The sequence below is a fragment of the Streptomyces sp. NPDC055506 genome, from assembly GCF_053643595.1.
Genome location: NZ_JBSHKH010000004.1, coordinates 68,959 through 93,742, shown reverse-complemented (window position 1 = coordinate 93,742; position 24,784 = coordinate 68,959). Strand labels below are relative to the sequence as shown.

24 protein-coding genes are annotated in these 24,784 nt (G+C 73.1%); 10 read left to right on the top strand and 14 right to left on the bottom strand.

Translation table 11 applies throughout. The features are described from left to right. Positions 1–29 precede the first annotated feature (29 nt). Both ACWIF2_RS02905 and ACWIF2_RS02900 read left to right on the top strand, forming a co-directional pair. Positions 30–638 (top strand): TetR/AcrR family transcriptional regulator, encoded by a 609-nt coding sequence (locus ACWIF2_RS02905; RefSeq protein WP_454358238.1) that lies wholly within the window; start codon positions 30–32, stop codon positions 636–638. Positions 639–723: 85 nt separating this feature from the next. Continuing rightward, the gene (locus ACWIF2_RS02900; protein ID WP_454358236.1) at positions 724–1,452 is read left to right on the top strand and encodes a DUF2470 domain-containing protein; all 729 of its coding nucleotides are present in this window, start codon (positions 724–726) and stop codon (positions 1,450–1,452) included. Here the strand turns inward: ACWIF2_RS02900 and ACWIF2_RS02895 are convergent. The 5 genes from ACWIF2_RS02895 to ACWIF2_RS02875 form a co-directional block, all read right to left on the bottom strand. Next, complete coding sequence (locus ACWIF2_RS02895) at positions 1,420–2,610, bottom strand: lactonase family protein (RefSeq protein WP_454358295.1); 1,191 nt, start codon at positions 2,608–2,610, stop codon at positions 1,420–1,422. The genes ACWIF2_RS02900 and ACWIF2_RS02895 overlap by 33 nt on opposite strands. Before the next feature lie 114 nt (positions 2,611–2,724). Beyond that, a complete protein-coding gene (locus ACWIF2_RS02890; RefSeq protein ID WP_454358235.1) occupies positions 2,725–3,912 on the bottom strand; it encodes a hypothetical protein in 1,188 nt (395 codons plus the stop codon). Between the two features lie 46 nt (positions 3,913–3,958). Further along, positions 3,959–5,218, bottom strand: a complete 1,260-nt coding sequence (locus ACWIF2_RS02885) for an FUSC family protein (protein ID WP_454358234.1) — start codon at positions 5,216–5,218, stop codon at positions 3,959–3,961. Between the two features lie 87 nt (positions 5,219–5,305). Next, positions 5,306–5,800 (bottom strand): FBP domain-containing protein, encoded by a 495-nt coding sequence (locus ACWIF2_RS02880; protein ID WP_454358233.1) that lies wholly within the window; start codon positions 5,798–5,800, stop codon positions 5,306–5,308. A gap of 110 nt (positions 5,801–5,910) precedes the next feature. After that, positions 5,911–6,561: a PAS domain S-box protein gene (locus tag ACWIF2_RS02875; protein ID WP_454358294.1), complete on the bottom strand. Its 651-nt coding sequence runs from the start codon at positions 6,559–6,561 to the stop codon at positions 5,911–5,913. A 146-nt stretch (positions 6,562–6,707) separates the two neighbouring features. Here ACWIF2_RS02875 and ACWIF2_RS02870 point away from each other — a divergent pair, with 146 nt between their 5' ends. The 4 genes from ACWIF2_RS02870 (at position 6,708) to ACWIF2_RS02855 (ending at position 12,606) form a co-directional block, all read left to right on the top strand. Continuing rightward, on the top strand, positions 6,708–9,890 hold the full coding sequence (locus tag ACWIF2_RS02870; RefSeq protein ID WP_454358232.1) for a bifunctional cytochrome P450/NADPH--P450 reductase: 3,183 nt from the start codon (positions 6,708–6,710) through the stop codon (positions 9,888–9,890). A 30-nt stretch (positions 9,891–9,920) separates the two neighbouring features. Then, a complete protein-coding gene (locus ACWIF2_RS02865; RefSeq protein WP_454358231.1) occupies positions 9,921–10,907 on the top strand; it encodes a phosphotransferase family protein in 987 nt (328 codons plus the stop codon). A 73-nt stretch (positions 10,908–10,980) separates the two neighbouring features. Then, on the top strand, positions 10,981–12,270 hold the full coding sequence (locus ACWIF2_RS02860; RefSeq protein ID WP_454358230.1) for an ROK family protein: 1,290 nt from the start codon (positions 10,981–10,983) through the stop codon (positions 12,268–12,270). Between the two features lie 60 nt (positions 12,271–12,330). Beyond that, on the top strand, positions 12,331–12,606 hold the full coding sequence (locus ACWIF2_RS02855) for a hypothetical protein (RefSeq protein ID WP_454358229.1): 276 nt from the start codon (positions 12,331–12,333) through the stop codon (positions 12,604–12,606). A 132-nt stretch (positions 12,607–12,738) separates the two neighbouring features. Here ACWIF2_RS02855 and ACWIF2_RS02850 read toward each other — a convergent pair whose 3' ends face one another. The 4 genes from ACWIF2_RS02850 to ACWIF2_RS02835 form a co-directional block, all read right to left on the bottom strand. Beyond that, positions 12,739–13,767: an SDR family oxidoreductase gene (locus ACWIF2_RS02850; protein WP_454358228.1), complete on the bottom strand. Its 1,029-nt coding sequence runs from the start codon at positions 13,765–13,767 to the stop codon at positions 12,739–12,741. Between the two features lie 226 nt (positions 13,768–13,993). After that, positions 13,994–15,136 (bottom strand): FUSC family protein, encoded by a 1,143-nt coding sequence (locus ACWIF2_RS02845; RefSeq protein WP_454358227.1) that lies wholly within the window; start codon positions 15,134–15,136, stop codon positions 13,994–13,996. 183 nt (positions 15,137–15,319) lie between these two features. Further along, on the bottom strand, positions 15,320–15,985 hold the full coding sequence (locus ACWIF2_RS02840) for an HAD family hydrolase (protein WP_454358226.1): 666 nt from the start codon (positions 15,983–15,985) through the stop codon (positions 15,320–15,322). A 40-nt stretch (positions 15,986–16,025) separates the two neighbouring features. Then, positions 16,026–17,066 carry a PHP domain-containing protein gene (locus tag ACWIF2_RS02835; RefSeq protein ID WP_454358225.1) on the bottom strand — a complete coding sequence of 347 codons (1,041 nt, stop codon included), beginning with the start codon at positions 17,064–17,066 and terminating at the stop codon, positions 16,026–16,028. Positions 17,067–17,160: 94 nt separating this feature from the next. Between ACWIF2_RS02835 and ACWIF2_RS02830 the strand changes: the two genes are divergently transcribed. Continuing rightward, positions 17,161–17,397, top strand: a complete 237-nt coding sequence (locus ACWIF2_RS02830; RefSeq protein ID WP_193481290.1) for a hypothetical protein — start codon at positions 17,161–17,163, stop codon at positions 17,395–17,397. Here the strand turns inward: ACWIF2_RS02830 and ACWIF2_RS02825 are convergent. The 4 genes from ACWIF2_RS02825 to ACWIF2_RS02810 form a co-directional block, all read right to left on the bottom strand. Beyond that, the gene (locus ACWIF2_RS02825) at positions 17,394–17,939 is read right to left on the bottom strand and encodes a VanZ family protein (protein WP_454358224.1); all 546 of its coding nucleotides are present in this window, start codon (positions 17,937–17,939) and stop codon (positions 17,394–17,396) included. The two genes, ACWIF2_RS02830 and ACWIF2_RS02825, sit on opposite strands and share 4 nt — an antisense overlap. Positions 17,940–18,083: 144 nt before the next feature. Next, positions 18,084–18,746: a DUF4230 domain-containing protein gene (locus ACWIF2_RS02820; protein WP_454358222.1), complete on the bottom strand. Its 663-nt coding sequence runs from the start codon at positions 18,744–18,746 to the stop codon at positions 18,084–18,086. 111 nt (positions 18,747–18,857) lie between these two features. Beyond that, the gene (locus ACWIF2_RS02815) at positions 18,858–19,238 is read right to left on the bottom strand and encodes an anti-sigma factor antagonist (RefSeq protein WP_382484874.1); all 381 of its coding nucleotides are present in this window, start codon (positions 19,236–19,238) and stop codon (positions 18,858–18,860) included. A gap of 205 nt (positions 19,239–19,443) precedes the next feature. After that, the gene (locus ACWIF2_RS02810) at positions 19,444–19,881 is read right to left on the bottom strand and encodes a MarR family winged helix-turn-helix transcriptional regulator (protein WP_454358221.1); all 438 of its coding nucleotides are present in this window, start codon (positions 19,879–19,881) and stop codon (positions 19,444–19,446) included. A gap of 103 nt (positions 19,882–19,984) precedes the next feature. On the opposite strand from ACWIF2_RS02810, the gene ACWIF2_RS02805 reads away from it, so the two are divergent. Both ACWIF2_RS02805 and ACWIF2_RS02800 read left to right on the top strand, forming a co-directional pair. Continuing rightward, positions 19,985–21,439, top strand: coding sequence for an aldehyde dehydrogenase family protein (locus ACWIF2_RS02805; protein WP_454358220.1), 1,455 nt, complete (start codon positions 19,985–19,987; stop codon positions 21,437–21,439). Between the two features lie 23 nt (positions 21,440–21,462). Beyond that, complete coding sequence (locus ACWIF2_RS02800) at positions 21,463–22,569, top strand: NAD(P)-dependent alcohol dehydrogenase (RefSeq protein WP_454358219.1); 1,107 nt, start codon at positions 21,463–21,465, stop codon at positions 22,567–22,569. A gap of 202 nt (positions 22,570–22,771) precedes the next feature. Here the strand turns inward: ACWIF2_RS02800 and ACWIF2_RS02795 are convergent, their stop codons facing one another. Beyond that, complete coding sequence (locus tag ACWIF2_RS02795) at positions 22,772–23,722, bottom strand: NADP-dependent oxidoreductase (RefSeq protein ID WP_454358218.1); 951 nt, start codon at positions 23,720–23,722, stop codon at positions 22,772–22,774. A 71-nt stretch (positions 23,723–23,793) separates the two neighbouring features. Between ACWIF2_RS02795 and ACWIF2_RS02790 the strand changes: the two genes are divergently transcribed. After that, entirely contained in the window at positions 23,794–24,738 is a 945-nt protein-coding gene (locus ACWIF2_RS02790; protein ID WP_454358217.1) for a GlxA family transcriptional regulator, read from the top strand. Positions 24,739–24,784 lie beyond the last annotated feature (46 nt).

The window sequence follows — 24,784 nt, the reverse complement described above, 5'->3', positions numbered from 1 at the left end:
GTTGAACCGGCGTCAAGTAAAGTGCCGGTATGGCCGCGAACCAGGGCGGGCGCACACGCCGCCGGCTCAGCACCGAGGAGCGCCGGGAGCAGCTCCTGTCGGTCGGGGCGCGACTGTTCTCGGAGAGCCCGTACGACGACGTGTGGATCGAGCAGGTCGCCGAGATCGCCGGGGTGTCGCGGGGGCTGCTGTACCACTACTTCCCGACCAAGCGTGACTTCTTCGCGGCGGTCGTGGAGCGCGAGAGCGAGCGGATGCTGCGCATGACGGCGGCGGTTCCGGGCGTCCCGGTGCGCGAGCAACTCGCGGCCGGTCTCGACACGTTCCTGGAGTACGTCCGGACGCACGCGCACGGCTACCGCGCCTTTCACCGTGCCGACGCGGCCGGGGACCAGGCGGTGCGGCGGGTCTACCAGCGGGCCCTGGCCGCGCAGGAGCGGCAGATCCTCGCCGCGCTCGCCGCCGACCCCGAGTTCGGCCCGGCCTTCGAGGTGCGGCGCGAGGTGCGGCTCGCCGTGCGCGGCTGGCTGGCGTTCACCACGGCCGTCTGCCTGGAGTGGCTGCGCGACGCGGAGTTGGGCCGGGAGCAGGTGCGCGAGCTGTGCGCTCGTGCCCTGCTGGGCGTGCTCACTCCCTGAAACGTCTCGTAAAGATCACGTGACGTGGTTGGCTCACACCCCGATCTTCGGTAAGTTAGGCAAGGCTTACCTAAGGAGGTTCGGGATGGGTGACGACAGCCAAAGCTGGACGGCGGCCCCTGCCGCGGCGGAGCGGGCGCGCTCGGTGCTCGCCGCCGCCTGGTCTTGCTCGGTGACCGCGGAGGGCACGCGGGAGGAGCTGGTCGGCGCGCACACGGTGACCGAGGACGGCAGGGTACTCGTGACCGTGCCGGAGGACAGCGCCCTGCTCGCGGCCGCGATCTGCGCGCCCCGCGGCGAGCCGTCCGCGGTCCTGGAGTTCGCCGATGTCGCGCCCGTCCCCGTGCGCAACCGGATCCGCGCCCGGCTGTGGCTCGCGGGCTGGTTCGCCGTCGAAGAGGGGCAACTGGCCTTCAGGCCCACCCGTGTGGTGCTGCGGCAGTCGTCCGGTGCCGTGGTCGTCGATGTCGACGAGTTCACCGCCGCCGTGCCCGACCCGCTCACCACGGCCGAGGCCCGGCTGCTGACGCATCTCGCCGACTGCCACGCCGACGCGGTCGAGCGGCTCACCCGGCTCGTGGAGCACGACAGCCTGCACGGCGCGGTCCGCGTCCAGCCGCTCGCCGTGGACCGGCACGGACTGACGCTGCGCATCGAACGGGCCCGCGCCCACGGCGACGTACGCCTGGCGTTCCACGCGCCGGCCGACGACGTCGCGCAGCTCACCGAGCGCATGCACGTCCTGCTCACACAGGCGAGCGCCGCGTCCTGTCCGCGGGCCCTACAGCGGCAGCGCACAGACGGCGACGGGTGAGGGAAACGGTTCTCCGGCGCGCCGCAGCGCACCGCTCTTCTCGTCCACGTGGAAGACGGTGACGGTGCCGGACTTCTGGTTCGCCGCGAACAGCAGCGTGCCCTCCGGAGAGAAGGCGATCTGGCGGGGGAAATCCCCGTCCACCGGCACGGTGTCCAGCAGTCTGAGCCGGGCACCGTCCGCCTCGATCGCATAGCGCGTGAGGCTGTTGGCGCCGCGGTTGGCGAGAAAGGCGTACCCACCGTTCGCCGTCACCAGGAGCTGCGCCGGATAGTTCGTGCCCGAACCCGTGCCCGTGGACTGCGCCTCACCGACGGTCAGACGGCCGGAGGCCGGATCGTACGAGCAGACGGCCACCGTGTTGTCGACCTCGTCGGCGAGGTAGGCGTACCGGCCGCCGGGGTGGAACGTGAGGTGACGCGGCCCGGCACCCGGCCGGGTCCGCGCCTGGGACACCTCGGTGAGCTTTCCGGCCTTCTCGTCGAACCGGTACGTGTAGACGGTGTCCGTACCGAGGTCCACGGCGAGCACGTGCCGCCCGTCGGGGCTGGTGAAGATCTGGTGGGCGTGCGGCCCGTCCTGGCCCGGCCCGGGCGGCGGAGCGGAATGCCGGACGAGGTCGGTGCGCTCGCCGAGGGCTCCCGAGGAGTCGATCGGATGCACGGCCACACTGCCCGAGCCGTAGTTCGCGCTGAGCAGCCAGCGCCTGCCCGGATGCACCGACAGATGGCAGGGAGCCGCGCCCCCGGTGCTCCGGCTGCCCAGGACCTTCCGGTCGGCCAGCCGGACGGCGGTCACGGCGCCGTCCTCGCGTTCGTCCACCGCGTACAGCGTGCGGCGGTCCGGGTGGATCGCGAGATACGACGGGTCACCGACGCCGGTGATCGTGCCGGTGCCGGTGATCCGGCCCGTCGCCGCGTCGTAGGTGGCCAGGCCGATGCCCTTGCCGCCGCCCTCGACGGAGGTGTAGGTGCCGAGGTACAGAGGGCGGGGCCCGGAAGGCCGCCGCGCCGCTCCGGACGGACTCGACTCCGGGGCCGCCGGGGTTGTCGAGGCCGAGGGCGCGGGCGCCTTGTCGCAGGCCGGGAGCGCCGCCGCGGCGGATCCTCCTGCCAGTGCGCCGACGAACCGGCGCCTGCTCCAGCCACCACTTGCCATGTCGCCCCTCAGGTCGTCACTCGTCCCCGTCGCGACAGCCACCTTGGCGTGGATCACCCACCGGGTGCAACAACGGCACCGCGCGTTGCGCGAGACGCAATGGGCCTCGGCTGTCTACCAGTCCCCGTCCTCCACCGGCCGGCCCGGCGCGTCCTTGAGCCGCCGTACCTGCCCGGGCTCCGGCTCCTGCCAGGGCTCGTGGTCGTCCCCGAGCCAGTCGCCGGCCGGCTTGACGGCCCGGAGCGTGTCCGTGGGGGCGAGATCCTCCGCGTCCTGGTCGTAGTAGTCGAACCAGGGCAGGCCCGCCCGGGTGTACGCGGCCCGGTTCACCGGAGAGGGCGGCGCCGCCTCGCCGGTGATGCGGCGCCACTCCGGCGGCGTCACGAGGTGCACGAAGACCCGGCCCGCCGGCTGCTCCGCCCAGTCCGACAGCGGCCGGTCGTCCTGGAAGACCTCCTGCCGCATGGATCCGCCGACGCCGAGCCCCATCGCCGCGGGCGCACGGGAGGGAGCCGGGGGAGCGGCTCCGGCGGCGGGCGCGGGGGCCGCGCCGTACGCGGGAGGCACCGGGGCGGACCCGGGCGCGGAGGGCGCCGGAGGCGCACCGGCCGCGGGCGGCGCCGCCATCGGCATCGCGGCACCGTAGCCGCCCGGCGCGCCGGCACCGAATCCGCCCGGCCCGCCGGCACCGAATCCGCCCGGCACGGCACCGTAGCCGCCCGCCGGGGCCGTCTCCCGGGCCCGCTCCGCCCTCCGGCGCTCCTCGGCACGCCAGAGCGCCAGCTCCCGGTCGTTCAGCGGGAAGGACTGCAGCTGTACGCCGCCCCAGACCTCCTCGCCCGTGACCTGGCCCTCGACCGTGGCGCCCAGGCCGAGCGGGACGGCCACGAACTGACGGACCGTGCCCGTGCCGGAGTTGATGCCGTCCAGCCAGGGCTGCCGGGGGAGCACCACATAGTTCTGCGGGTCGCGTGCCGGGCGGTCGCTCCAGGGCCGGCCCGAGACCGCGCACACCTTGCCGACGCCGACCTGCAGCGCGGCCGGCTCCGATGTGCCCGCGAAGCTCAGCCACATCGCCTCGCGCAGATACACCGGCAGCATCACGCCGCCGCGCGCCCGCCACGCCTCGGGCACCCGGTCCTCGTAGTCCGCGACCCGCCGCACCGGGAACTCGCCCAGGCCGGGCGGCAGTGGATGAGTGCCCGTCTCCGGCAGCCGCAGGGTGCGGATGAACCGCACGGTCACACCGCCCGGCAGCCGCAGGGTGTTCGCGTCGATTCGTACCGCCGTCGTGTCGGCCATGGGCCCGCTCCCTCGCATCGGGTGCCGGCCCCCTGCCGGCGCTCCCTCAGCGAGAACGCGCGTCGAACCCGGCGCGGTTCCGCCACAGCTCTTCCGTGACGCCCAGCCGCTCACGCAGCCGCGTCAGCCGGGGCATCCGCGCGCGCTGCTCGCGCGACACACGGTCCAGTTCCTCGAAGAGGCGCCGGGAGCGGTGCTCGGTGTCGAGCTCGTCGAGGATGCGGTTGACCTCCGTCAGGACGGCGCCCGGAAGCTGCCAGTGCCCGGGGTCGCGCTCGGCCTCCTCGCGCAGCAGCAGGGCCAGCTTGTCGCGGGTGCCCGCGGCGGTGCGCAGTTCGGCGGCGAGACGTTCCTCGGCCGACTCGGCGCTCGCGCTGAGGTGGGTGGTGACCAGCACCGCGAAGCTCACCACGGCGTCGGCGATCTCGGACAGCAACTGCTCCAGGGCGGCGCCCGTCTCGGCCTCGAACAGCGGCTTGGGTTCGCGCTCCTTCGCCAGGTCGGTGAGGGAGCGCGCGAGCACACGCAGGACGACCGCGCAGATCTCCAGCGTGTCCAGGCCGGTGCGCATCACGACCCGGTGCAGCACGCTGTCCTGCACACGCGGGTTGAGCCGCAGACTGTCCTCAGCCTGCCGCAGGGCGGCATCCACCTCGACGATGTCGTGGTCCAGGCGCCGCGCCTCGTGCAGCTGCTTCTCCGCGCGGTCCACGGGCGTGCCGCCCGCCGCCTCCTCGCCCATGAGCAGCATCAGCTGCCGCAGCCGGCGCGCCAGACCCTCGATCGACTCGCCCGCCTCCTCCACCCACACCGGCGGCGCCAGCAGCAGATTGCAGGCGAGCCCGACGCTCGCGCCGATCAGTGTCTCCACCACCCGGGCCCAGGCGGTGTTCCCGACGGTGGTGACCCCGAGGACCAGCATCGCGCTGATCGCCACCTCGGGGACGTACTCCTCCACCTTGACCAGCCGCCCCACGACCAGCGCGGCCAGGAGGAGCAGCGCCAGGCTCCACCAGGTCAGGCCCACCAGCAGGCTGAACCCGATGGCGACGAGGACTCCCGTGACCACGGCGTTCACCCTGCGGAAGCCGTTGGTGAGCGTGGTGTACAGCGTCACCTGGGTGACCAGCAGCGCGGTCAGGGGAGCGGTGAGAGGTGCGGCCGTCGGCTCGGGGCTCAGCCGGAGCGCGATGACGTACGCGATCGTCGCCGCGGTCGCGGACCGGAACGTCTGGACGACCACGGGATCCCGGCGCTTGTGCATGATCCGAGTGGCGTGCGCCCTCCACTCACGTACCTCTCGCATCCTCGGGCTGTTCCCCTTCCCCTGGCGCGTCGAACGCATCTATGAAGGACGTTAGCGCCGCGGGAAAACAGGGGCGACCGTGGACGCTCAGGCGTACAGCTTGTCGAGGAAGGCGGCCAGTCCGTCCGTGGTGCGGTCGATCTGCTCCGCCAGGGTGAGGCTCTCCTCGAGGCGGGACCCGCTCTCCGGCACCTTCTTCCCGCGTACGTAGAGGGAACAGGCGAGGTCGGTGCACATGTACACACCGACGGAATTCCCCTCACGCCCGGCCGCCCCGGCCTTCCGCGCGGTCATCAGCGAGACCCCGCCCCGCGGGTGGGTCGTCAGGCACAGCGAGCACATGCTGCGCTGCAGGGGCCCGCGCTGCGCGGGCTGGAACCGCATCGTCACCCCGACGAGCCGGCCTTCCCGCTCGGTCACCAGATAGCTCCGATCGGGCGCCCCCGGATCCCGCCACCCGAGAAAGTCGAGATCGCCCCAGGGGCGTTCCCCGAGATCGCGGGGAACGGCCAGACGCTTGGCCTCTCCCTTCGAGCAGTTGATGAACGAGGTGCGGATGTCCTGCTCGGTGAGCGGCTTCATGGGAGGGCTCCTGGTTCTCTTCGGCCAAACCTAGGGGTCCTAGGTTTTGGGGGTCAGGTCAGGTTAGACAGCCACGACGAACGGGGCGAGTGGATTTCCGGAAGGCCGTCTCACCCCGGCTCCGCCGCCGACACCTCCGGCGGCCACACCCCAGGGGCCAGTACCCCCAGGGCGTAGGCGCGGGCCACCAGTTCCGTGCGGTTGGCCGCCTGCCAGCGGGAGGACAGGCGGCGGAGGTGGTATGTCACGCCGTCGGCGGTGAGGCCGGTTTCACGGGCGGCCCGGGCCGTGGTGGCGCCCGCGGCCAGAAGGGCCAGGATGCGTGCCTCCGCCGGAGTGACCCGCTCGGCGGGCGGGGCGCCGCGGGCCTCGCGTTCGCCGTCCACCCGCAGCATCACCAGCAGGGCGGGCGTCTCCTCCACCGTGTCGCTCACCGGGTCCGCCGTCAGCTCCCCGTACCGCTCCGCCCCGCCGGGCGCCCGCCAGCGCACGGACACCTGGTACCGCGAGCGGTGCCGCAGCCGCAGCGCCTCGGCGATCCGCTCCACCTGCGTCGCCTCCCGCGGGCTGAACAGCTCCAGCACGTCACGGCCGCGCAGCCGCCCCGGCGTCGTACCGCACTCCGCGGCCATCGCCGGGTTCGCGAGCAGCACGGCGCCGTACACGTCGCACACCGCGACCGGCATCGCCACCCGGTCGAAGAGGAGCAGGGCGCGGTTGCGCCACACCACTGCCTCCTGCCGGGCCAGGTCCACGAGCATCTCCTGCCACGCCGGGTCGCTCCCGCGCAAGAGCGACGCACTTCCTTGCGCTACACAATCATGTAGGGGCGGGGTATCGCCCGCCGGGCCCCGTGGATCACGCTGGATCGCAGTACTTCCGTACCGCGAAAGGCAGTTGCCGCGTCATGCCCCCCACCGGACAGACCTCCCGCCCCGCAGACACCCGCGCCGACCTCCCCGTCGCCGACATCACCGCCACCGGCCCCGGCCCCGCGCCCATCCAGCAGGCCATGGACCTGATGCGTGAGCACGGGGCCGCCTTCGTCCGGCGGCTCTACGGGCGGGACACCCTGTTCGTGGGTGACCTGGACCTGGTCGCCGACCTCGCGGACGAGCAGCGCTTCGCCAAGCACATCGGGCCCGGTCTGGAGAACGTCCGCGAGTTCGCCGCCGACGGCCTGTTCACCGCCTACAACGACGAGCCCAACTGGGCCAAGGCGCACGACATCCTCATGCCCGCCTTCGCGCTCGGCTCGATGCGGACGTACCACCCCGTGATGCTGCGGGTCGCCCAGCGGCTAATCGCGTCCTGGGACCGCGACGCCGGTGCCGGGAAGCCCGTCGACGTGCCCGGCGACATGACCCGCATGACGCTCGACACCATCGGACTCGCCGGCTTCGGATACGACTTCGGTTCGTTCGAGCGGGCCGAGCCGCACCCCTTCGTCGAGTCGATGGTCCGCTGCCTGGAATGGAGCATGACCCGTCTCGCCCGCGTCCCGGGGCAGGACTACTCGGCGCAGGACGCGGCCTTCCGCGACGACTCCGCCTACCTCGCCCAGGTCGTCGACGAGGTCATCGCCGCCCGCACCGGCACCGACCAGAGCCAGGCCGGCGACCTCCTCGGCCTGATGCTCACCGCCGAGCACCCGGCCGACGGCACCACCCTGGACACGGCCAACATCCGCAACCAGGTCATCACCTTCCTCATCGCCGGGCATGAGACCACCTCCGGCGCCATGTCCTTCGCGCTGTACTACCTCGCCAAGCACCCGACCGCGCTCCAGCTGGTGCAGCGCGAGGTCGACGCGCTGTGGGGCGACGCGGCGGACGTCGAGCCGGCGTACGACGAGATCGGCCGGCTGACCTACACCCGCCAGGTCCTCAACGAGGCGCTCCGGCTGTGGCCCACGGCCGCCGTGTTCTCCCGCGAGGCCCGTGAGGACACACTCCTCGGAGGCCGCATCCCGATGCGCGCCGGACAGTCCGCCCTGGTCCTCACGCCGATGCTGCACCGCCAGCCCGTCTGGGGCGACAACCCCGAGCTGTTCGACCCCTCCCGCTTCACGGCCGAGGCGGAGGCCAAGCGCCCGGTGCACGCCTTCAAGCCGTTCGGCACCGGTGAGCGCGCCTGCATCGGACGCCAGTTCGCGCTGCACGAGGCGACCATGCTGCTGGCCATGCTCGTCCACCGCTACCGGCTGGGCGACCACGCCGACTACCGGCTGGACATCAAGGAGACCCTCACCCTCAAGCCCGAGGGCTTCACCCTCGCGCTCACCCCGCGCACCGCCGCCGACCGGGTCCACACGCCGCTGCCCGGCGCCGCCCCGCCCCAGGACACCGGCTCGGCCGAGCCGCAGGACCTGCCCGCCCGCGTCCGCCCCGGCACCGCCGCCCTCTTCCTGCACGGCAGCAACTACGGCACCTGCCGCGACTTCGCCGCCCAGCTCGCCGACGAGGCCGCGGCCGTCGGCTGCGAGACCCAGGTGGCGTCCCTGGACGCCTACGCCGGCGGCCTGCCCACCGACCGGCCCGTCGTCATCGCCGCTGCCTCCTACAACGGCCGCCCCACCGACGACGCCACCGCCTTCGCCGCCCGCCTCGAAGAGGACCACGACCTGTCCGGGGTGACGTACGCCGTCCTCGGTGTCGGCGACCGCAACTGGGCCGCCACCTACCAGCACGTCCCCACCCGGATCGACGAGCGGCTCGCGGAGTCCGGCGCCACCCGGCTCCTCGACCGCGCCGCCGCCGACGCCTCCGGCGACCTCACCGGCACCGTCCGGGATTTCACGGCGGCCCTGCGCACCGCCCTCCTGCGGCAGTACGGCGACCCGGACGCCACGGCCCCGGGCCCCGAGCCCACGGCCGCCTACGAGGTCCGCACCCTGACCGGCGGCCCGCTCGACGCCCTCGCCGAACGGCATGAACTTGTCCCCATGCGGGTCACCGAGGCCTACGACCTCACCGCGCCCGGCTACGCGCGCCGCAAGCGGTTCCTCCGCGTCGCCCTCCCGGACGGCGTCACCTACCGCACGGCCGACCACCTCACCGTGCTGCCCGCCAACGACCCGGACCTCGTCACCCGCACCGCCACCGCGCTCGGCCTCGACCTCGACACGGTCCTGGACATCCGCGCCACCCGCCCGCGCCGCGACGGCATCGCCGTCGACCGGCCCGTGACGGTACGGCAGCTCCTCACCCACCACGTGGAGCTCCAGGAGCGCCCGAGCGCCGGGCAGCTGGCCGCGCTCGCCGAAGCCAACCCGTGCCCGCCGGAGCGCACGGCCCTGGAGGCCCTCACCGACGACCCGCGCACCCTCGTGGAGATCCTCGAGGACCACCCGGCCCTGCGAGGCGCCCTGGACTGGCCGCGGCTCCTCGACCTCCTCACCCCGCTGCGCCCCCGGCACTACTCCATCTCCTCGTCGCCCGCCGTCGACCCCGGCCACGTGGACCTGATGGTGTCGCTGCTGCAGGCACCCGCCCGCTCCGGCAAGGGCGTCTACCGCGGCACCGGATCCGGCCACCTCAACACGGTGGAGCCCGGCGACACGGTCTATGCGCGCGTGCAGCCGTGCCGGGAGGCCTTCCGTATCGACGCCACCGAAGGATCCGCACCGGTCGTCATGGTCGCGGCGGGCACCGGCCTCGCCCCGTTCCGCGGCGCCATCGCCGACCGCACGGCCGCCCTCGCGACGGGCGCCGAACTCGCCCCGGCCGTCTGCTACTTCGGCTGTGACGCGCCCGACGCGGACTTCATGCACGCCGACGAGCTGGGCGCCGCCGACGCCGCAGGGGCCGTCTCGCTGCGCCCCGCCTTCAGCGAGACCCCCGAGGGCGAGGTGCGGTTCGTGCAGCACCGCATCGCCGCCGAGGCCGGGGAGGTCTGGGCCCTGCTGGCCGCCGGAGCGCGGGTGTACGTCTGCGGCGACGGTTCGCGGATGGCGCCCGGCGTGCGGGACGCGTTCCGTACGCTGTACCGCAAGCACACGCCGGGTGCGGACGAGACGGCCGCCGAGCAGTGGCTCGACGGGCTGGTCGCGGACGGGCGTTACGTCGAGGACGTGTACGCGGCCGGCTGACCGAAGCCGTAGGGGAGGGGTGGGCGCACGGTGGTGGACTCCTGGGAACGGGCCCGGCGCATCCTGGAGGTGGCGGGCCTGGACCCCGGCCGCCTCGCCCACCTCCGCCCGCTGACGGGCGGCACGTACAACACCGTCGAGGAACTCCGCCTCACCGACGGCACCCGCTACGTGCTGAAGATCCCGCCCGCGGCGGCCACCCCGGGTCTGCGCCACGAGCGGCGACTGCTCGTCTCGGAGGCCGAGTTCTACCGCTCGGCCGCCCGCGTCGGTGTCCCCGCGCCGCGGCTGGTCTCCCTGGGCGACGACTTCCTGCTGATGACGGCCTGCCCGGGCGACTCCTGGGACGACTCCCTCACAGCGGCGGAACAGACCGCGCTGCGTACGGAGCTGGGACGCCGGACGGCCCGGCTGCACCGCGTGAGGGGCCCCGGCTTCGGCTATCCCTCCGGCGCCCTCGGCCCGCTCGCCTCCGACTGGCGGACCGCGTTCACGACGATGTTCGACGCCGTCCTCGACGACGCCCGGCGCTACGGGGCCCGGCTGCCCCGCCCGGTCGAAGCGGTGGCCCGTACCGCCCGTTCCGCGTACGGCGCCCTCGACGAGGTCACGGTCCCCTGCCTCGTGCACTTCGACCTGTGGCGGGGCAACATCCTCGTCGACCGCTCGGACGGAGACGCCCGCATCGGCGGCCTCATCGACGGGGAGCGCATGTTCTGGGGCGACCCCCTCGCCGAATTCGTCTCCCTGGCACTGCTGGGGGACATCAAGGAGGACGAGGCGTTCCTGTCGGGCTACCGGCAGTCCGGCGGCCGGGCCGACTTCGACACCCTGGCCCGCCTCCGTCTCGCCCTGTACCGCGCCTATCTGTACCTGATCATGCTCACCGAGACGGTTCCGCGCGAGAGCGGCGAGGAACAGGTCAGCTGGGTGCAGAGCGCGGTCGCCCCGGAACTCGTCGCGGCCCTGGACGAGATCGAGGAACTCCTCGACGGGAAATCTCACACCGTGAAATAAGGGGTGGAGGAATGTCGCGCCGAGCCCGCCCCGGCGGTATGTTGCAGGTCGGGCAAGGGGCGGAGGGAGCCACATGGCGGGGCGGAACGGGCGCACGGTACGCGATCTGAGGCGGGCCAACCGCACGGCCGTGCTGCAACGGCTCTACTTCGACGGCCCGCTCAGCCGCTTCGCACTCGGCCCGGCGACCGGACTGAGCTCCGGCTCCGTCAGCAACGTCGTCGCCGATCTGGTCGCCGACGGGCTGGTCGAGGAGGCCGGCAGCGTCGACTCCGACGGCGGCCGCCCCCGCACCCTGCTGCGCGTCGCGCCCGGCAGCGGCCACATGATCGGCGTCGACGTCGGCGAGACCCGGGTCCGTGTCGAACTGTTCGACCTCACCCTCACCGAGCTGGCCCGCGTCGAGCGCCCGCTCGCCGGCCGGCGGTACGAGGTCGAGGTCATCGTCGACCACATCCGCCAGGGCATCGCCGAGGTGCTCGACACCGCCGACCTCGCGCCCGAACGGCTCCTCGGCGTCGGCATCGGCGTCCCCGGCATCGTCGATCACGCCCCCGACCGCGGCGCGCTCGTGCACGGGCAGACCATCGGCTGGGACACCGTCCCGCTGGAGGCCCTGCTCCGCACCGGAACCCCGCTGCCGGACACCGTCCCGTACTTCATCGACAACGGCGCCAAGACGCTGGGCCAGGCCGAGATGTGGTTCGGCGCCGGACGCGGCGCGGACAACGCCGTGGTGGTCCTCTTCGGCTCCGGTGTCGGCGCGAGCCTTGTCACCCCCGAGGTGGAGCAGGGCCGGGCCGTCGAATGGGGGCACCTGACCGTCCGGGTCCGGGGCCGCCGCTGCCGCTGCGGGGCGCTCGGCTGCCTGGAGGCCTACGCGGGCGCCGAGTCACTGCTCGCCCGCTGGCGGGAGGAGGGCGGCCGGGTCCAGGACGGCGCCGACGAGGAGGCCGCGCTCACCACGATGCTCGCCGCCGCGTACCCGCCCGGGGACGGCGAGGCCGACCCGGTCGCGCTGGCCGTCCTGGAGGAGACCGCCGAGTATCTGGGCGCCGGTCTCTCCGACCTGATCAACCTCTTCCAGCCCGAGCGCATCCTCATCGGCGGCTGGGCGGGCCTGGCCCTCGGCGCCCGCTTCCTGCCCGCCGTACGCCGCCATGCCATGTCCTACGCGCTGCGCCACCCGGCCGGGAAAGTGACCGTCGAGCTGGGCCGGCTCGGGCCCGACGCGGTCACGGTCGGCGCCGCGATCCTGCCGCTCGCCGACTTCTTCGCCCGCGGCGGACGGCGTCCCGATCCGGCACCGGAGAGTCCGCCTCCCGCATGGCACGCGGCACTTCGGGAGCGGACACCGCGCTGAGGTTTCGCAGGTCACGGCGGAGGTACTCGCGTGGCGCCCGGACCACGAAGGGAGTACGCCGTGACCGACCACCGCCTCGAAGGACCCGGCGAGAACGGTGAGCCCGTCCCGCGGGACCTGCCGGACCAGCAGGCCGACGTCGGCGAGGACCCGTGGGAGGTCGCCCCGCGCTTCACGGGTACCGGCGAGGACGACAAGGACGGAAGGGGCCAGGCCGACCAGCCAGCCGATGACGTCCCCGACACGGACGAGGCGGGGACGGGCCGCCAGGGGGAGGCGCCGCGACAGGGAACGGTGCACCCCGAGCATCCGGTGCCGGACGAGCCCGCCGACTGACCACCCCTGACCACCCCTGACCACCCCTGACCACCCCTGAGCGCCGATGGCCGCAGCTGACCGTGGGGGCCGGCTGCGGCCATCGGCCGTGTGCGGGGCGCGGAGAGTGCGGGAGGCCTGGGGTGCCCGGGTTCAGCCCACCTTGCGTCCCTGCATGGGTTCCGTCGGCGCGCCCGCACCCTGCTGGAGTCCCTGGAGAAACTGCTCCAGCACCTCCGGCGCCGTGTGCTCCGGCCGCCAGTCCAGTTCCCTGCGCGCGCGTGCGCAGTCCATCAGGGGCAGCCGCAGCACCGCGTCGAAGAGATGCGGTGAGGCGGGCAGCAGGCGCAGGCCCCAGGCGGCGGCGATCGCCGAACGGGCCGCCGTGCGCGGCAGCCGCACCGGGCGGGCGCCGAACATCCTGCCCAGGAGCTCCGCGTCGACCGTCGGCTCGGCCGCGAGGTTGAACGCGCCGCGTACCTCGGAGTGCACCGCCAGCCGGTACGCCTGCGCCGCGTCGTCCGTGTGCAGCGCCTGTACCCGCAGCCCCGCGATGTCGGGCAGGAAGGGCAGCAGCTCCGGACGGGCCGACGGACCCGGCAGGAAACGCCCGCCGAAGATACGGCGCTGCTCACTCGCGGACTCCCGCCGGAAGAGGAAGGCGGGACGCATCCGCACCACCCGCGTCCCGGCGTGATCGCGCTCGAACGTGTCCAGCGCACGCTCCAGATAGGCCTTCTCCCGGCAGTACGCGGCGTCCGGCCAGCCGTGCGTCGGCCACGACTCGTCCACCGTCCGGTCCTTGGGACCCGGCGAGTACGCGCCGACCGACGAGGCGTGCACCAGCGCAGGCACCCCCGCCGCGGCCACCGCCTCGAACACCCGCATGCTGCCGAGCACATTGGTGCGCCAGGTCTTCGCGGGGTCGTGCGTCGGCTGGAACGCCCAGGCCAGATGGACGACCGCGTCGGCGCCGGCGAACCGCTCCACGAGGTCGGACTCCGCGAAGGCCAGATCCACCGCGGACCAGTCCGTCTTCGGAGGCGACCAATCGGGGATCCGCCGGGCCAGGCCCAGCACGGAGGCGACCTCCGGATCCTCGGAGAGGAGGCGCACCACGCTGGTGCCCACATTGCCGGTCGCGCCCGTGACGACGATCCTCTTGCCCGTTGTGCTGCTCACCTTCCGCTCCTCTCGGCCGCGTGGTTCCGCGAGCGGTGGCCGAGTACCCGGGGGCCGCGCGGATTGCACGTGGGCGGGCCCATCGCGCGAGGGCAGAAGGAAGCCCCGGCCGGACGGGGGAATCACGGCCGGGGCGGCTCAGGGTGTGGGTGCGTCCCCACGACTTGTTCAACGGGCAACCAACGCTGGGTGTTCCCTGCCCGTACGCCCCGTCCGGTGAGGTGGGTCACGGCCCCCGGTCGTCCGGGACGGTCTCGGCCCACAGGTTCTCCGCCTGGAGCAGCAGCGTGCCCAGGACCGCCGTGTGCGCGGCCCCCTCCCCGGCGTGCCGGCGCAGTTTCTCCTGCAGCTCCTGGTGCAGTGCCCCCATCGCCTCCACGGTCTCCTCGTCCGGACGGGGCCGCACACTGCCCTCGAGCAGACTGTCGGCCTCTGTGTGGCAGGCCTCCCCGATCAGTTCCAGCAGACGCGCGTACGCGCAAAGGGCCGGCCCTCCGGGCGGGGCGGGTGTCCGATTGTCGTCAACGGACACCGACAGGGCCTGGGTCAGCGCCGTGACGTGCCCGGTGACCCGGGCGAACCGCTCGTCCTCCTCCACCGGCGGCAGGGCACCCCCGTGCGGCACGCGGTGCAGGGCGCGCAGCGGGCCGTACGTCAGGCGCAGGCTCTCCCGGCTCCACCGCCGCGCCGAGCGCAGCGCCTCCAGCCGGTTTTCCAGCCGGGACGACGCACTGAGCCAGCCCGCGGCGGTCTGCGCGTCCCATTCGCCTTCGCTCAGGTCGGCGGCGACGGTGCGCAGGACATCGCCCGCCTCCCGGGCGAGGGCCGCCAGGTTCTCCCGGACGTCCCGCAGATGGACCGGCGGCAGGACGAGCGCGTTGACCGCGAGGCCGATGACCGCGCCGAGTGCCGCCTGCCCCACCCGGTGCCCGACGCTTGACACGCTCACGGAGCCCGCGGTGAGGGTGAACAGCGCGGTGGTCGCCGCGTAGATGCCCTGGTCGCCGAAGCGGGACCAGTTCGCGAGCAGCATCAGCACCGGCACGGACAGGGCGAGCGCGCCCGTCGTGTCGCCGGTGAGCGCCTGTGCGGCCGAGGCCAGGACGGTGCCGACGCAGATCGCCCCGAACTGCCGCGCGCCCTGCACCAGCGAGCTGTAGACGGTGGCCTGCACCAGCACCAGTGCCGTCCACGGCGCCATCAGCGCCAGCGGGTCTCCCATCCAGACGCCGCCCACCAGCCAGGCGAGCACCGCCGCCGCGGCGGCCTTGAGTGACTGGACGACCAGATCGCGTTCGCGCCCGGGCCCGTTCCAGGCGGCTCGCAGGGCGTCCCAGGCGGCCCGTGTCTCCCGCCGCACGGCATCCACCGACCGGGCACCGCGGGACCCCTGCTCCAGCGCGCGGCTCCCTCCCTTCCCCTCATCGGCCGACGTGCTTCTGTCCCGCCCAGGGCGGAAGGCCCGAGCCGTCCGCCGTACCGCCCTCGTCACCCGCGTCATGCGCTGCGAGTATCCGCGTCACCGGCGGTTGCACGCCGCCTCATGCCGGTCTCATGCCAGCGGGCTGCCGCGCAGGGAGGACAGCAGGTGCGCGGGGTCGGCGTAGACCGCGTCCGCGCCGGACTTCTCCAGGTCGGCGCGCGGGATGCCGCCGCACAGCACGCCCACACAGCGCACCCCGGCCCGGCTGCCCGCGAGCATGTCCCACACGGTGTCGCCGACGAAGACCGCCCGCTGAGCCGGCACCCCGGCCAGCTCCAGCGCGTGCTCGACCGGCTCGGGTGCCGGCTTGCCCTCGTCGACGTCGTCGGCGCTAGCGGTGGCGGTGATGGCGTCGTCCGCGTCGATGGCCCGGCGCAGCGCGCTCAGCTCGGCGCCGCCCGCCGAGGTGGCCAGCACCACCGCCCAGCCCTCCCGGTGCAGCCGGCGCAGCAGCGGCCCGGCCCCCGGCAGCGCGGGCAGCCGGTCGAAGTACTGCCCGTACAGCGCCTTGTGGGCGGCGCTGATGCCGGCGTCCTGCTCCTTGTCGCGACTGTCTCCCAGCAGGTGGGCGACGAGATCGGTGGAGGGCAGGCCCACGGCCCGGTGAACGGCGTGCATCGGCACCTGGTGGCCTGCCTGCCGGAAGGCCTCCCACCACGCCACGACGTGCAGGTGGTTGGTGTCGACCAGCGTGCCGTCGACGTCGAACACGGCCGCCCGTTCGGCGCTGTCCATAGGTGTGGTCCCTTCCTCTTTGGTTCGCCCGGGTACCACCTCAACCGCCCGCCACGCCGGACGGCACCCGCCGCTCGCGGGTCCAGGCCAGCAGTTCTTCGAGGGACCACGTCGTCACCACACGCTCCGGCGGCACCCCGCATTCCTCCGCCCGGGCGCACCCGTTGATCTGCCAGTCCAGCTGTCCCGGCGCGTGCGCGTCGGTGTCCACGGAGAACAGCACCCCCGCGTCCACCGCCCGGCGCAGCAGCCGCCGCGGCGGGTCGAGCCGCTCCGGCCTGCTGTTGATCTCCAGGGCCGTGCCGGTCTCCGCGCACGCCGCGAACACCGCGTCCGCGTCGAACTCCGACTCGGGCCGCCCCCGCCCCGTCACCAGCCGCCCCGTGCAGTGCCCGAGCACGTCGGAGTGCGGATCACGTACGGCGGCCACCATCCGCCGGGTCATCGACCGGGCGTCCATCCGCAGCTTGGAGTGCACCGACACCACCACGACGTCGAGCCGGTCCAGCAGCTCCGGCTCCTGGTCGAGGGAGCCGTCCTCGAGGATGTCGCACTCGATGCCGGTCAGCAGCCGGAACGGCGCCCAGGTCTCGTTCAGCTCCGCCACCACGTCCAACTGCTCCCGCAGCCGCTCGGCCGTGAGGCCACGGGCCACCGTCAGCCGCGGCGAGTGGTCGGTCAGCGCCGCCCACTCGTGGCCCAGCGCCGCCGCGGCCCGGCCCATCTCCTCGATCGGGCTGCCGCCGTCCGACCAGTCGGAATGCAGATGGCAGTCGCCGCGCAGCAGCTCCCGCAGCCGCTCGCCGCCCCGCACGGGGGGCCGCTCCGCGGCCTCGCCCTCCAGCTTGCGCAGATAGCCGGGCTCCTGTCCGGCCAGCGCCTCCCGCACCACCTGCGCGGTCTTCGGCCCGACGCCCTTGAGCGACTCCAGCGAACCGTCCGCCGCCCGCCGGCGCACCTCGTCGTCGCCCAGCTCCTTCAATACCCGTGCCGCCGTACGGAAGGCGCGCACGCGGTACGTCGGTGCCAGGGACCGCTCCAGCAGGAAGGCGATCCGGTCCAGTGCCTCGACGGGATCCATCGCCACCTCCACCTCAAGGGTTCCCCAGGCCCCGGCGGACCGCACGACGGGCTTGAACCCCGCGCCGACGCCGGTTGCGCTCTACTCTCGATGCATGACCGAAAGCGCGAGCCCGTACATATCCCACCCGCGGATCATGGTGCTCGGGGTGCAGCCGGGCACACCGCCGTTCCGGATCGTGGAGATCGACGGCCAGGTGGTCGGGGAGGCGAAGGCCGCCACCGACGTACTGACGGCCGCTGCCGCGTTCGGCATCACGGTCCACGACATGGACGATCCGGACGTGGTCCGCTGGGTGGGCGGAGACAAGTACACCTGGACCCTGCACTAGGCCTTTCCGGCCGTCGGCTTCTTGGCCGCCCGGCCGCGCCGGGGCCTGCGTGCGTGGACCGCCCGGCTCATGCGGCGGCCCAGGAGCAGATAGCCGATCAGCGCGCCCGTCGTGTTGAGGATGACGTCGTCGATGTCGAAGGCGCGGCCGGTGACCAGGGCGCCCTGGGCGAATTCCACGAGCAGCATCACGATCGCGGTCATCAGCAGGACGCGCAGAATGCCGCGCGTGCGCGGCGCGACGACGGGCACGAGGATGCCGAAGGGGACGCCGAGCAGGATGTTGCCGCCGATCTGGCGCACGGCGTCCCGCAGTTCCGGCTGGTCCAGATAGGCCTTCAGGGAGTCGCCGGGCTGGAGGTTGGTGTGGGTCAGGGCCTCGGAGGCGGGCGAGGGCTGCAGGGTCAGCCGTGCCAGCACCACGGCGAAGGCGACCATGAACGTGAAGGCGCACAGCATCGCCAGCAGCCGGACGGGCAGCGGGAGTGGACGTCGCTCGCTCCCGGATCCGGCGGTACGGGGACGTGAGGCGGCACTGGCCATACGCTCCTCCAGTCTTCAACTTCCCTGTGTGACAGGGCGGTTACCCACGGGCGTGCCGACGATGCCGCGGGGGATCGTTCCCAGCCACTGTTGCCCGCGTTCCGCCGGGGCACTCCGCCCTGTCCACGGGAGCTCGGCGGCTGATCAGTTCCCGTACGACACGCGCACCTCCTTGAAGCCGAGGGAACGCAGCAGGCCTTCGAGCATGCCGGTGGCGTTCTTCTCGGCGCGTGCGGTCAGCTCGCTCTCCTTCGCCGCGTCTCCGATGTGCCGTACCGCGAGTTTCTGCACGGCCTGTTCACCGTTCGGGTTGTCCGAGAAGAGGTCGCCGAGGCGGTCGAAGAGGCCGCGCTGCTTGGAGACGGCGTAGGAGCGGTCGGGGTCGAGGGCCGGCTTGCCGAGTTGCGCGTGGGGCAGCCGGAGCGTGGCGGACGTACGGTCGCCGTTGACCTTCACGTCGTTCTCGCCGACCTTGCCCAGGTCGACGTAGGCGTCCACAGTGCCCGCGCCGACGTACAGGGTGCGGGTGCCGCGGATCGCGTCGGGCAGGAACCTGGCGTCCTTCTCCAGGTCCACGACGACCTGGAAGTTGCCGGAGGCGGCGTCGTAGCGGCTGATGTCCTGGATGGACTTCAGCAGCGCGGGGCCGGACCGGTCATGGGTGTCGGTGCCGAACAGGTCCTTCAGGCCCGGGATCACGCTGAGCCGGATCCCGGCGAAGAACACGACGAGCACCAGCACGAGCGCGGCCACCACCTTGGCCCAGCCGGGCATGCGCCTGGGGAGGCGCTTGACGGGAGTCGTCATGCGACGGCCCTCCTTCCTTACTGTTCCGGATGCCCGCCACATCCCTTGCCAGACCGGCCGGTTGAGGGTGGGACGACTTCGGAGGAAGCACGAAAGGGCGCACGCGGGGCGTCACACCGAGCCGGACGTGGCCTCCGGCTGTTCCAGGGCGGCGTCCAGCGTCGGCTGCGGCGGCAGCAGCCGGGACAGGCCGGTGATGCGCAGCACCCGCAGGGTCAGGGGGTGGGCGCAGACGAGGAGCAGGTAGCCGTCCCGGTCGAGGACCCGGCTCCTGGCCCGGTACAGCAGCCGCAGGCCCGAGCAGTCGAAGAACTCGATCCGGCTGAGGTCGATCACGACCCGGGCGGCGCGGCGGTTCGTCTCCCGGTCCAGGTGCGGGGCGATCTCCGTGGCCGCGGCGAGGTCGATCTCGCCGCGGAACTCCAGCACGGTGTGTCCCCGTTCCTGGCGGACGCGCAGATGCCGGGTGAGCGGTGCAGGTTCCTGCCGCACGACGAGATCGCCTCCAGCCTGCTCCGTGCGTGGGGAGGGGCCACGGTCCTCAAAACCGTTCCCCGCCCCGCAAGTTACCCTCCAACGAGTGAATTTGAGCATGTTCGATTGACATATGTCTCTGAATTGCAGGCGAGTTGGCCGAGGTTCGCGCGGGGGAGTGCGCGGGCGTGAGCGCGGGCGCGATTCCAGGCGTGCGCTCCGGCTACGACAGGGCGTGCCAGGCCTTGGTGAGGGCCTGGCGAAACTGCTCGGTCTGGTGCGCCGTGAGGTCGCGCACCATGCGTTCCTCCAGTTCCCGGACCGGCCCGGCGTGCCGGGCGAGCAGCGCCCGGGCGTCGTCCGTGAGCAGGATCAGCAGCTCCCGGCGGTTGCGGGGGTTGCGCTCCCGGCGCACCAGCCCACGACCCTCCAGTGAGCGGACGAGATCGGCGATGGACTGCGCGGTGACGAAGGAGTCGCGCGCCAGCTGGGCCGCCGACAGTCCGTCGTGTCGCTCCAGGACGGTCAGCGCGGTGTACTGAAGAGCGGTGATCCCGGAGGGCCTGACCAGCTCGTCCAGGTGGGAGCGCACGACGAGCTCCACCTGCTTGACCATGTAGAGCAGGGAAGGGGGTGCCTTGGTCACCTGTGTGTCGAGCATGGATGCAGGCTAGAGCATTGACAGGAAACCTGTCTGTAAAGAGACTGCGAACCAACAGGAATCCTGTTTGTTGAAAACTTGGCGACGACGCTGGGGAGCGGCGATGACCACCTTCGAGAGGGAACCCGGGCAGCTGTTCATCGGGGGCCGGTGGCGCGAGGCCGCCGACGGGGCGCGTACCGAGGTGGTCGACCCGTCCCGGGGCACGGTCGTCACCACCGTCGCGGAGGCGGGCCCCGCCGATGTCGACGCGGCCGTACGCGCAGCCCGCGAGGCCTACGACGACGGCGCCTGGTCCGGACTGAGCGGCCGCGAGCGGGGCCGGGTGCTGCACCGCGTCGCCCAGCTGATCCGCGAGAACGCCGACGAGCTGGCCGCCCTGGAGAGCCTCGACGTCGGCAAGCCGGTCACGCTGTGCGGCGCGGTCGACGTGACGAACGCGGCCAACGACTACGAGTACTACGCCAACCTCGCCCAGAGCCAGGACGGCGCCCTGCGCGACACCCCCCTGAACGCCCTCGCCTACACCCGGCGCGAGCCGCTCGGGGTGGTCGCCGCGATCACCCCGTTCAACTTCCCGCTGATCCTCGCCGGCTCCAAGCTCGCCCCCGCGCTCGCGGCCGGCAACACCGTCGTCCACAAGCCCGCCGACGAGACCCCGCTCAGCGCCCTGTACATGGCCCGGCTCCTCCAGGAGGCGGGCGTACCGGACGGCGTGGTCAACGTCGTGACCGGCAGCGGCCCCGTGGCCGGTGAAGCACTGCTGCGCCACCGCGGCGTCGACAAGGTCGCCTTCACCGGCTCCACCGCGATCGGCCGGCATGTGGCGAGCGTCGCCGGCGAGGCGCTCAAGCCCGTCACCATGGAGCTGGGCGGGAACGCCGCCCACATCGTCTTCGAGGACGCCGACCTGGAGAAGGCGGTGGGCGCGGTCATCAAGGGCTTCGTCTTCAACACCGGCCAGTTCTGCATGGGCGGCCCGCGCCTGCTGGTGGCTCGCTCGGTGTACCCGACGCTGCTCGGCATCCTCGCCGAGGCCGTCCCCGGCGTGCCGATCGGCGACCCGCGCGACCCGGCCACCGTCATCGGCCCGATGGCGGCCGAGAAGCACCTGAAGAAGGTCGAGGAGTACGTCGCCCTGGCCCGCAAGGAGGGCGCCCGCGTCGTCTGCGGCGGCGAGCGGCTCGACCTCGACGGCGGCTACTACTACAAGCCCACCGTCATCGCCGACCTGTCGAACGACTCCCGTGTGATCCAGGAGGAGATCTTCGGCCCGGTCCTCACCGTGCAGCCCTTCGACGACGAGGACGAGGCCGTCGCCCTCGCCAACTCCACGCCCTACGGCCTGGCCTCGGGCGTCCAGACCAGCCACCTCGCCCGGGCCCACCGGGTCGCCGACCGGCTGCAGGCCGGGATCGTCTGGATCAACGACTGGGCGATGCTCGACCCCGCCGTGCCCTTCGGCGGTGTGAAGGACTCCGGCTACGGCCGTGAGTACGGGCCCGAGGCCCTCGCCGGTTACACCAAGGTCAAGTCCGTCGTCGTCTCGCTCGACTGAGACACCGTCAAGGAGCCATTGCGATGCCCACCACCACCCGTGCCGCGGTCGTCGAGTCCGGCGGCGCGCCCTTCACCCTCTCCGACGTCGTCCTCGACGAACCCGGCCCGCGCGAAGCGCTGGTCCGCATGGTCGCCACCGGCCTGTGCCACACCGACCTCGGGGTGGCGAGCGGCGGACTGCCCTTCCCGCTGCCCGGGGTCCTCGGCCACGAGGGCGCGGGCGTCGTCGAGGCCGTCGGCCCCGCCGTCACCGGTGTGGCGCCCGGCGACCACGTCCTGCTCTCCTTCACCTCCTGCGGCGACTGCCGCAACTGCCGCGGCGGGCACCCCGCGTACTGCGCGACCTGGCTGCCGCTGAACCTGCTCGGCGGCAGCCGCGCCGACGGCTCGAACACCATCAGCCGGGACGGCGCGGCCCTGGGCGGCCACTTCTTCGGCCAGTCCTCCTTCGCCGAGCGGGCCCTGGCCGACGAGCGCAGCCTGGTCAAGGTCGACCCGGAGGTGCCGCTGGAGTCGATCGCCCCGCTGGGCTGCGGTGTGCAGACGGGCGTCGGAGCCGTCTGGAACGTGCTGAAGCCGGACACGGGCAGTACGGTCGTCGTCCTGGGCGCCGGAGCGGTCGGCCTGTCGGCCGTGATGGCGGCGGCCCTCACCCCGGCCACCAGGATCGTCGCCGTCGACCGCGTCGCCGAACGCCTCTCCCTGGCCACGGAGCTGGGCGCCACGCACACGGTCGACACGAGCCGAGAAGACCTCGCCGAGGCCCTCGCCGGCATCACGGGCGGCCAGGGTGCGGACGGTGTCGTGGAGACCACGGGCAACGTCGGCGTCCTGCGCCAGGGCGTCGACGCGCTCGCCGCCCGCGGCACCCTGGTCGTGGTCGGCGCCCCGCCCTTCGGCACCGAGGTCGCCCTGGACGTCAACGGCCTGCTCGGCGGCAAGCGGATCGTCGGTCTCACCCTCGGAGACAGCGAGACCCAGACGATGATCCCCGCGCTGGTCCGCCTGGTGAAGGAGGGGCGCCTGCCACTGCACCGCCTGATCAGCGCGTATCCCTTCGGGGACATCGACCGGGCGGTCCAGGACATGAAGTCGGGCAAGACCATCAAGCCGGTGCTGACGTTCTGACGCTTCGGCTGCGCTGGGCGGTCGGCCCGGAGGCCCCGCCGGCCGGTTGTCGATCGGCGGCACGGCGCGGGGTGGGTCCCGGAGCCGGGGCCGGCCCCGCGCCGCCGTCCTGTGCGTCGGCCGTCGTACGCTGCTACGGCCCTGGTGATCCCGGACAGCGCCGGGCCGGGCAGACCAGAAACAGACCGCCCGGCCGCACCGCTCAGTCGTTCACCAGCACCAGCTTCCCCGTCGTCCGGCCCGTGTCGCCCGAGGCGTGCGCCTGCGCGGCGGCGGACAGCGGGAAGGTGTCGGCGATCGTGGCGCGCAGCTTGCCCGTCCCGGCGAGTTCCGCGATCGCCTCCATGCCACCGCGGTCGGCGTCCACGAGCATGCGCAGCCCCCGTACCCCGAGCCGCTCGGCCTCCTCGTAGAACTCGTCCGAGCCGCCCGGGAGGATCGAGACCACGACGCCGCCGGGGCGCAGGACCCGCAGTGAGCGCAGGGCGTTGTCGCCGCCGATCGTGTCCAGGACGACGTCGACGTCCTTCACGGCCTCGGTGAAGTCCGTCTCCCGGTAGTCCACCGTCTCGTCCACGCCGATCCCGCGCAGGAACTCGTGCTTGCCCGCGCTCGCGGTGCCGATCACATACGCGCCCCGCGCCTTGGCGATCTGCACCGCCACATGCCCGACCCCGCCCGCGGCGGCGTGGATCAGCACCCGCTGCCCGGACCGCAGGTCCGCGTGCTCGACCAGCGCCTGCCACGCGGTGAGCGAGACCAGCGGCAGCGCTCCCGCCTGGACGTGGTCGATACCGGCCGGCTTGTGGGTGAGGGCGCGGACCGGAGCGATGACGTACTCCGCGTGCGAGCCGTGCCCGTACGGATACGGCAGCATGCCGAAGACCTCGTCGCCGGGCGCGAAGGCCACGACGCCGATGCCGACCGCCTCCACCGCCCCGGAGACGTCCCAGCCGAGGACGAAGGGCGGCTCGCCCAGGAAGCCGCCGGTCGCGCGGTGCTTCCAGTCGGTCGGATTGACCCCGGCGGCCCGCACCCGGACCAGCACCTGGTTCGGCCCGGGTGCCGGGCGCTCGACTTCGACTTCCTCGAGGACCTCGGGACCGCCGAGGGCATTCTGGCTGATGGCTCGCATCGTGTTCTGTGTGCTCATGGTGATCAAGCGTGCCGGTTCGCGTACCGCTCGCCAATGGCAAGATTGCCAACCTTCGATAGGATCGTGCCATGCGACGCGAACGAGTGGTGGTCCTGGCCCTGGACGGGGTGTACCCCTTCGAGCTGGGCATCCCCAGCCGGATCCTCGGCGCGGCCGACGGGCGGTACGAGGTGCTGACCTGCTCGGTCGACGGCGGTCCGGTGCGCACCAACGCGGACTTCGGCGTCACCGTGGAGCACGGGCCCGAGGTCCTGGCCACGGCCGGCACGGTGGTGATCGCGCCCGTCGCGCCCGCCCACCTCACCGACGGGGTGCCGGGCGACGTCCTGGCCGCCCTCGCGCTCATCCGGCCGGGGACCCGCATCGTGTCCATCTGCACGGGCGCCTTCGTCCTCGCCGCCGCCGGGCTCCTCGACGGGCGCAGGGCGACCACCCACTGGCAGGTCGCCGACCGGTTCCGGCGGATGTTCCCGCTCGTCGACCTCGACCCGGACGTGCTGTTCGTCGACGACCACCCCTTCCTCACCTCCGCAGGAGCCGCCTCCGGTGTGGACATCTGCCTGCACCTGGTCCGCAAGGACCACGGCAGCCGGCTGGCCAACACCGTCGCCCGCCGCTGCGTGGTCCCCCCGTTCCGGGACGGCGGTCAGGCCCAGTACATCGAACAGCCCGTCCCCGAACAGGGCGCCGCGAGCACCGCGGCCACCCGCTCCTGGATCCTGGAGCGCCTCGGCGAACCGCTCACCCTGGCCGACCTCGCCGGCCACGCCCGGATGAGCCAGCGCACCTTCGCCCGCCGCTTCCACGACGAGGTGGGCCTCAGCCCCGGCCGCTGGCTCATCCAGCAGCGCGTGGCCAGGGCCCAGCACCTGCTGGAGTCCAGCGACCTCACGGTGGATCAGATCGCCGGCCGGGTCGGCTTCGCGACGGGCGCGTCCCTGCGCCAGCATCTCCACGCGGCGATCGGGGTGTCCCCGCAGGCATACCGCCGCACCTTCCAGACCGCCCGCTGACCCGCCCGACGGTCGCGTGCGGTCGTTCACGGGTCAACTGGGCAGG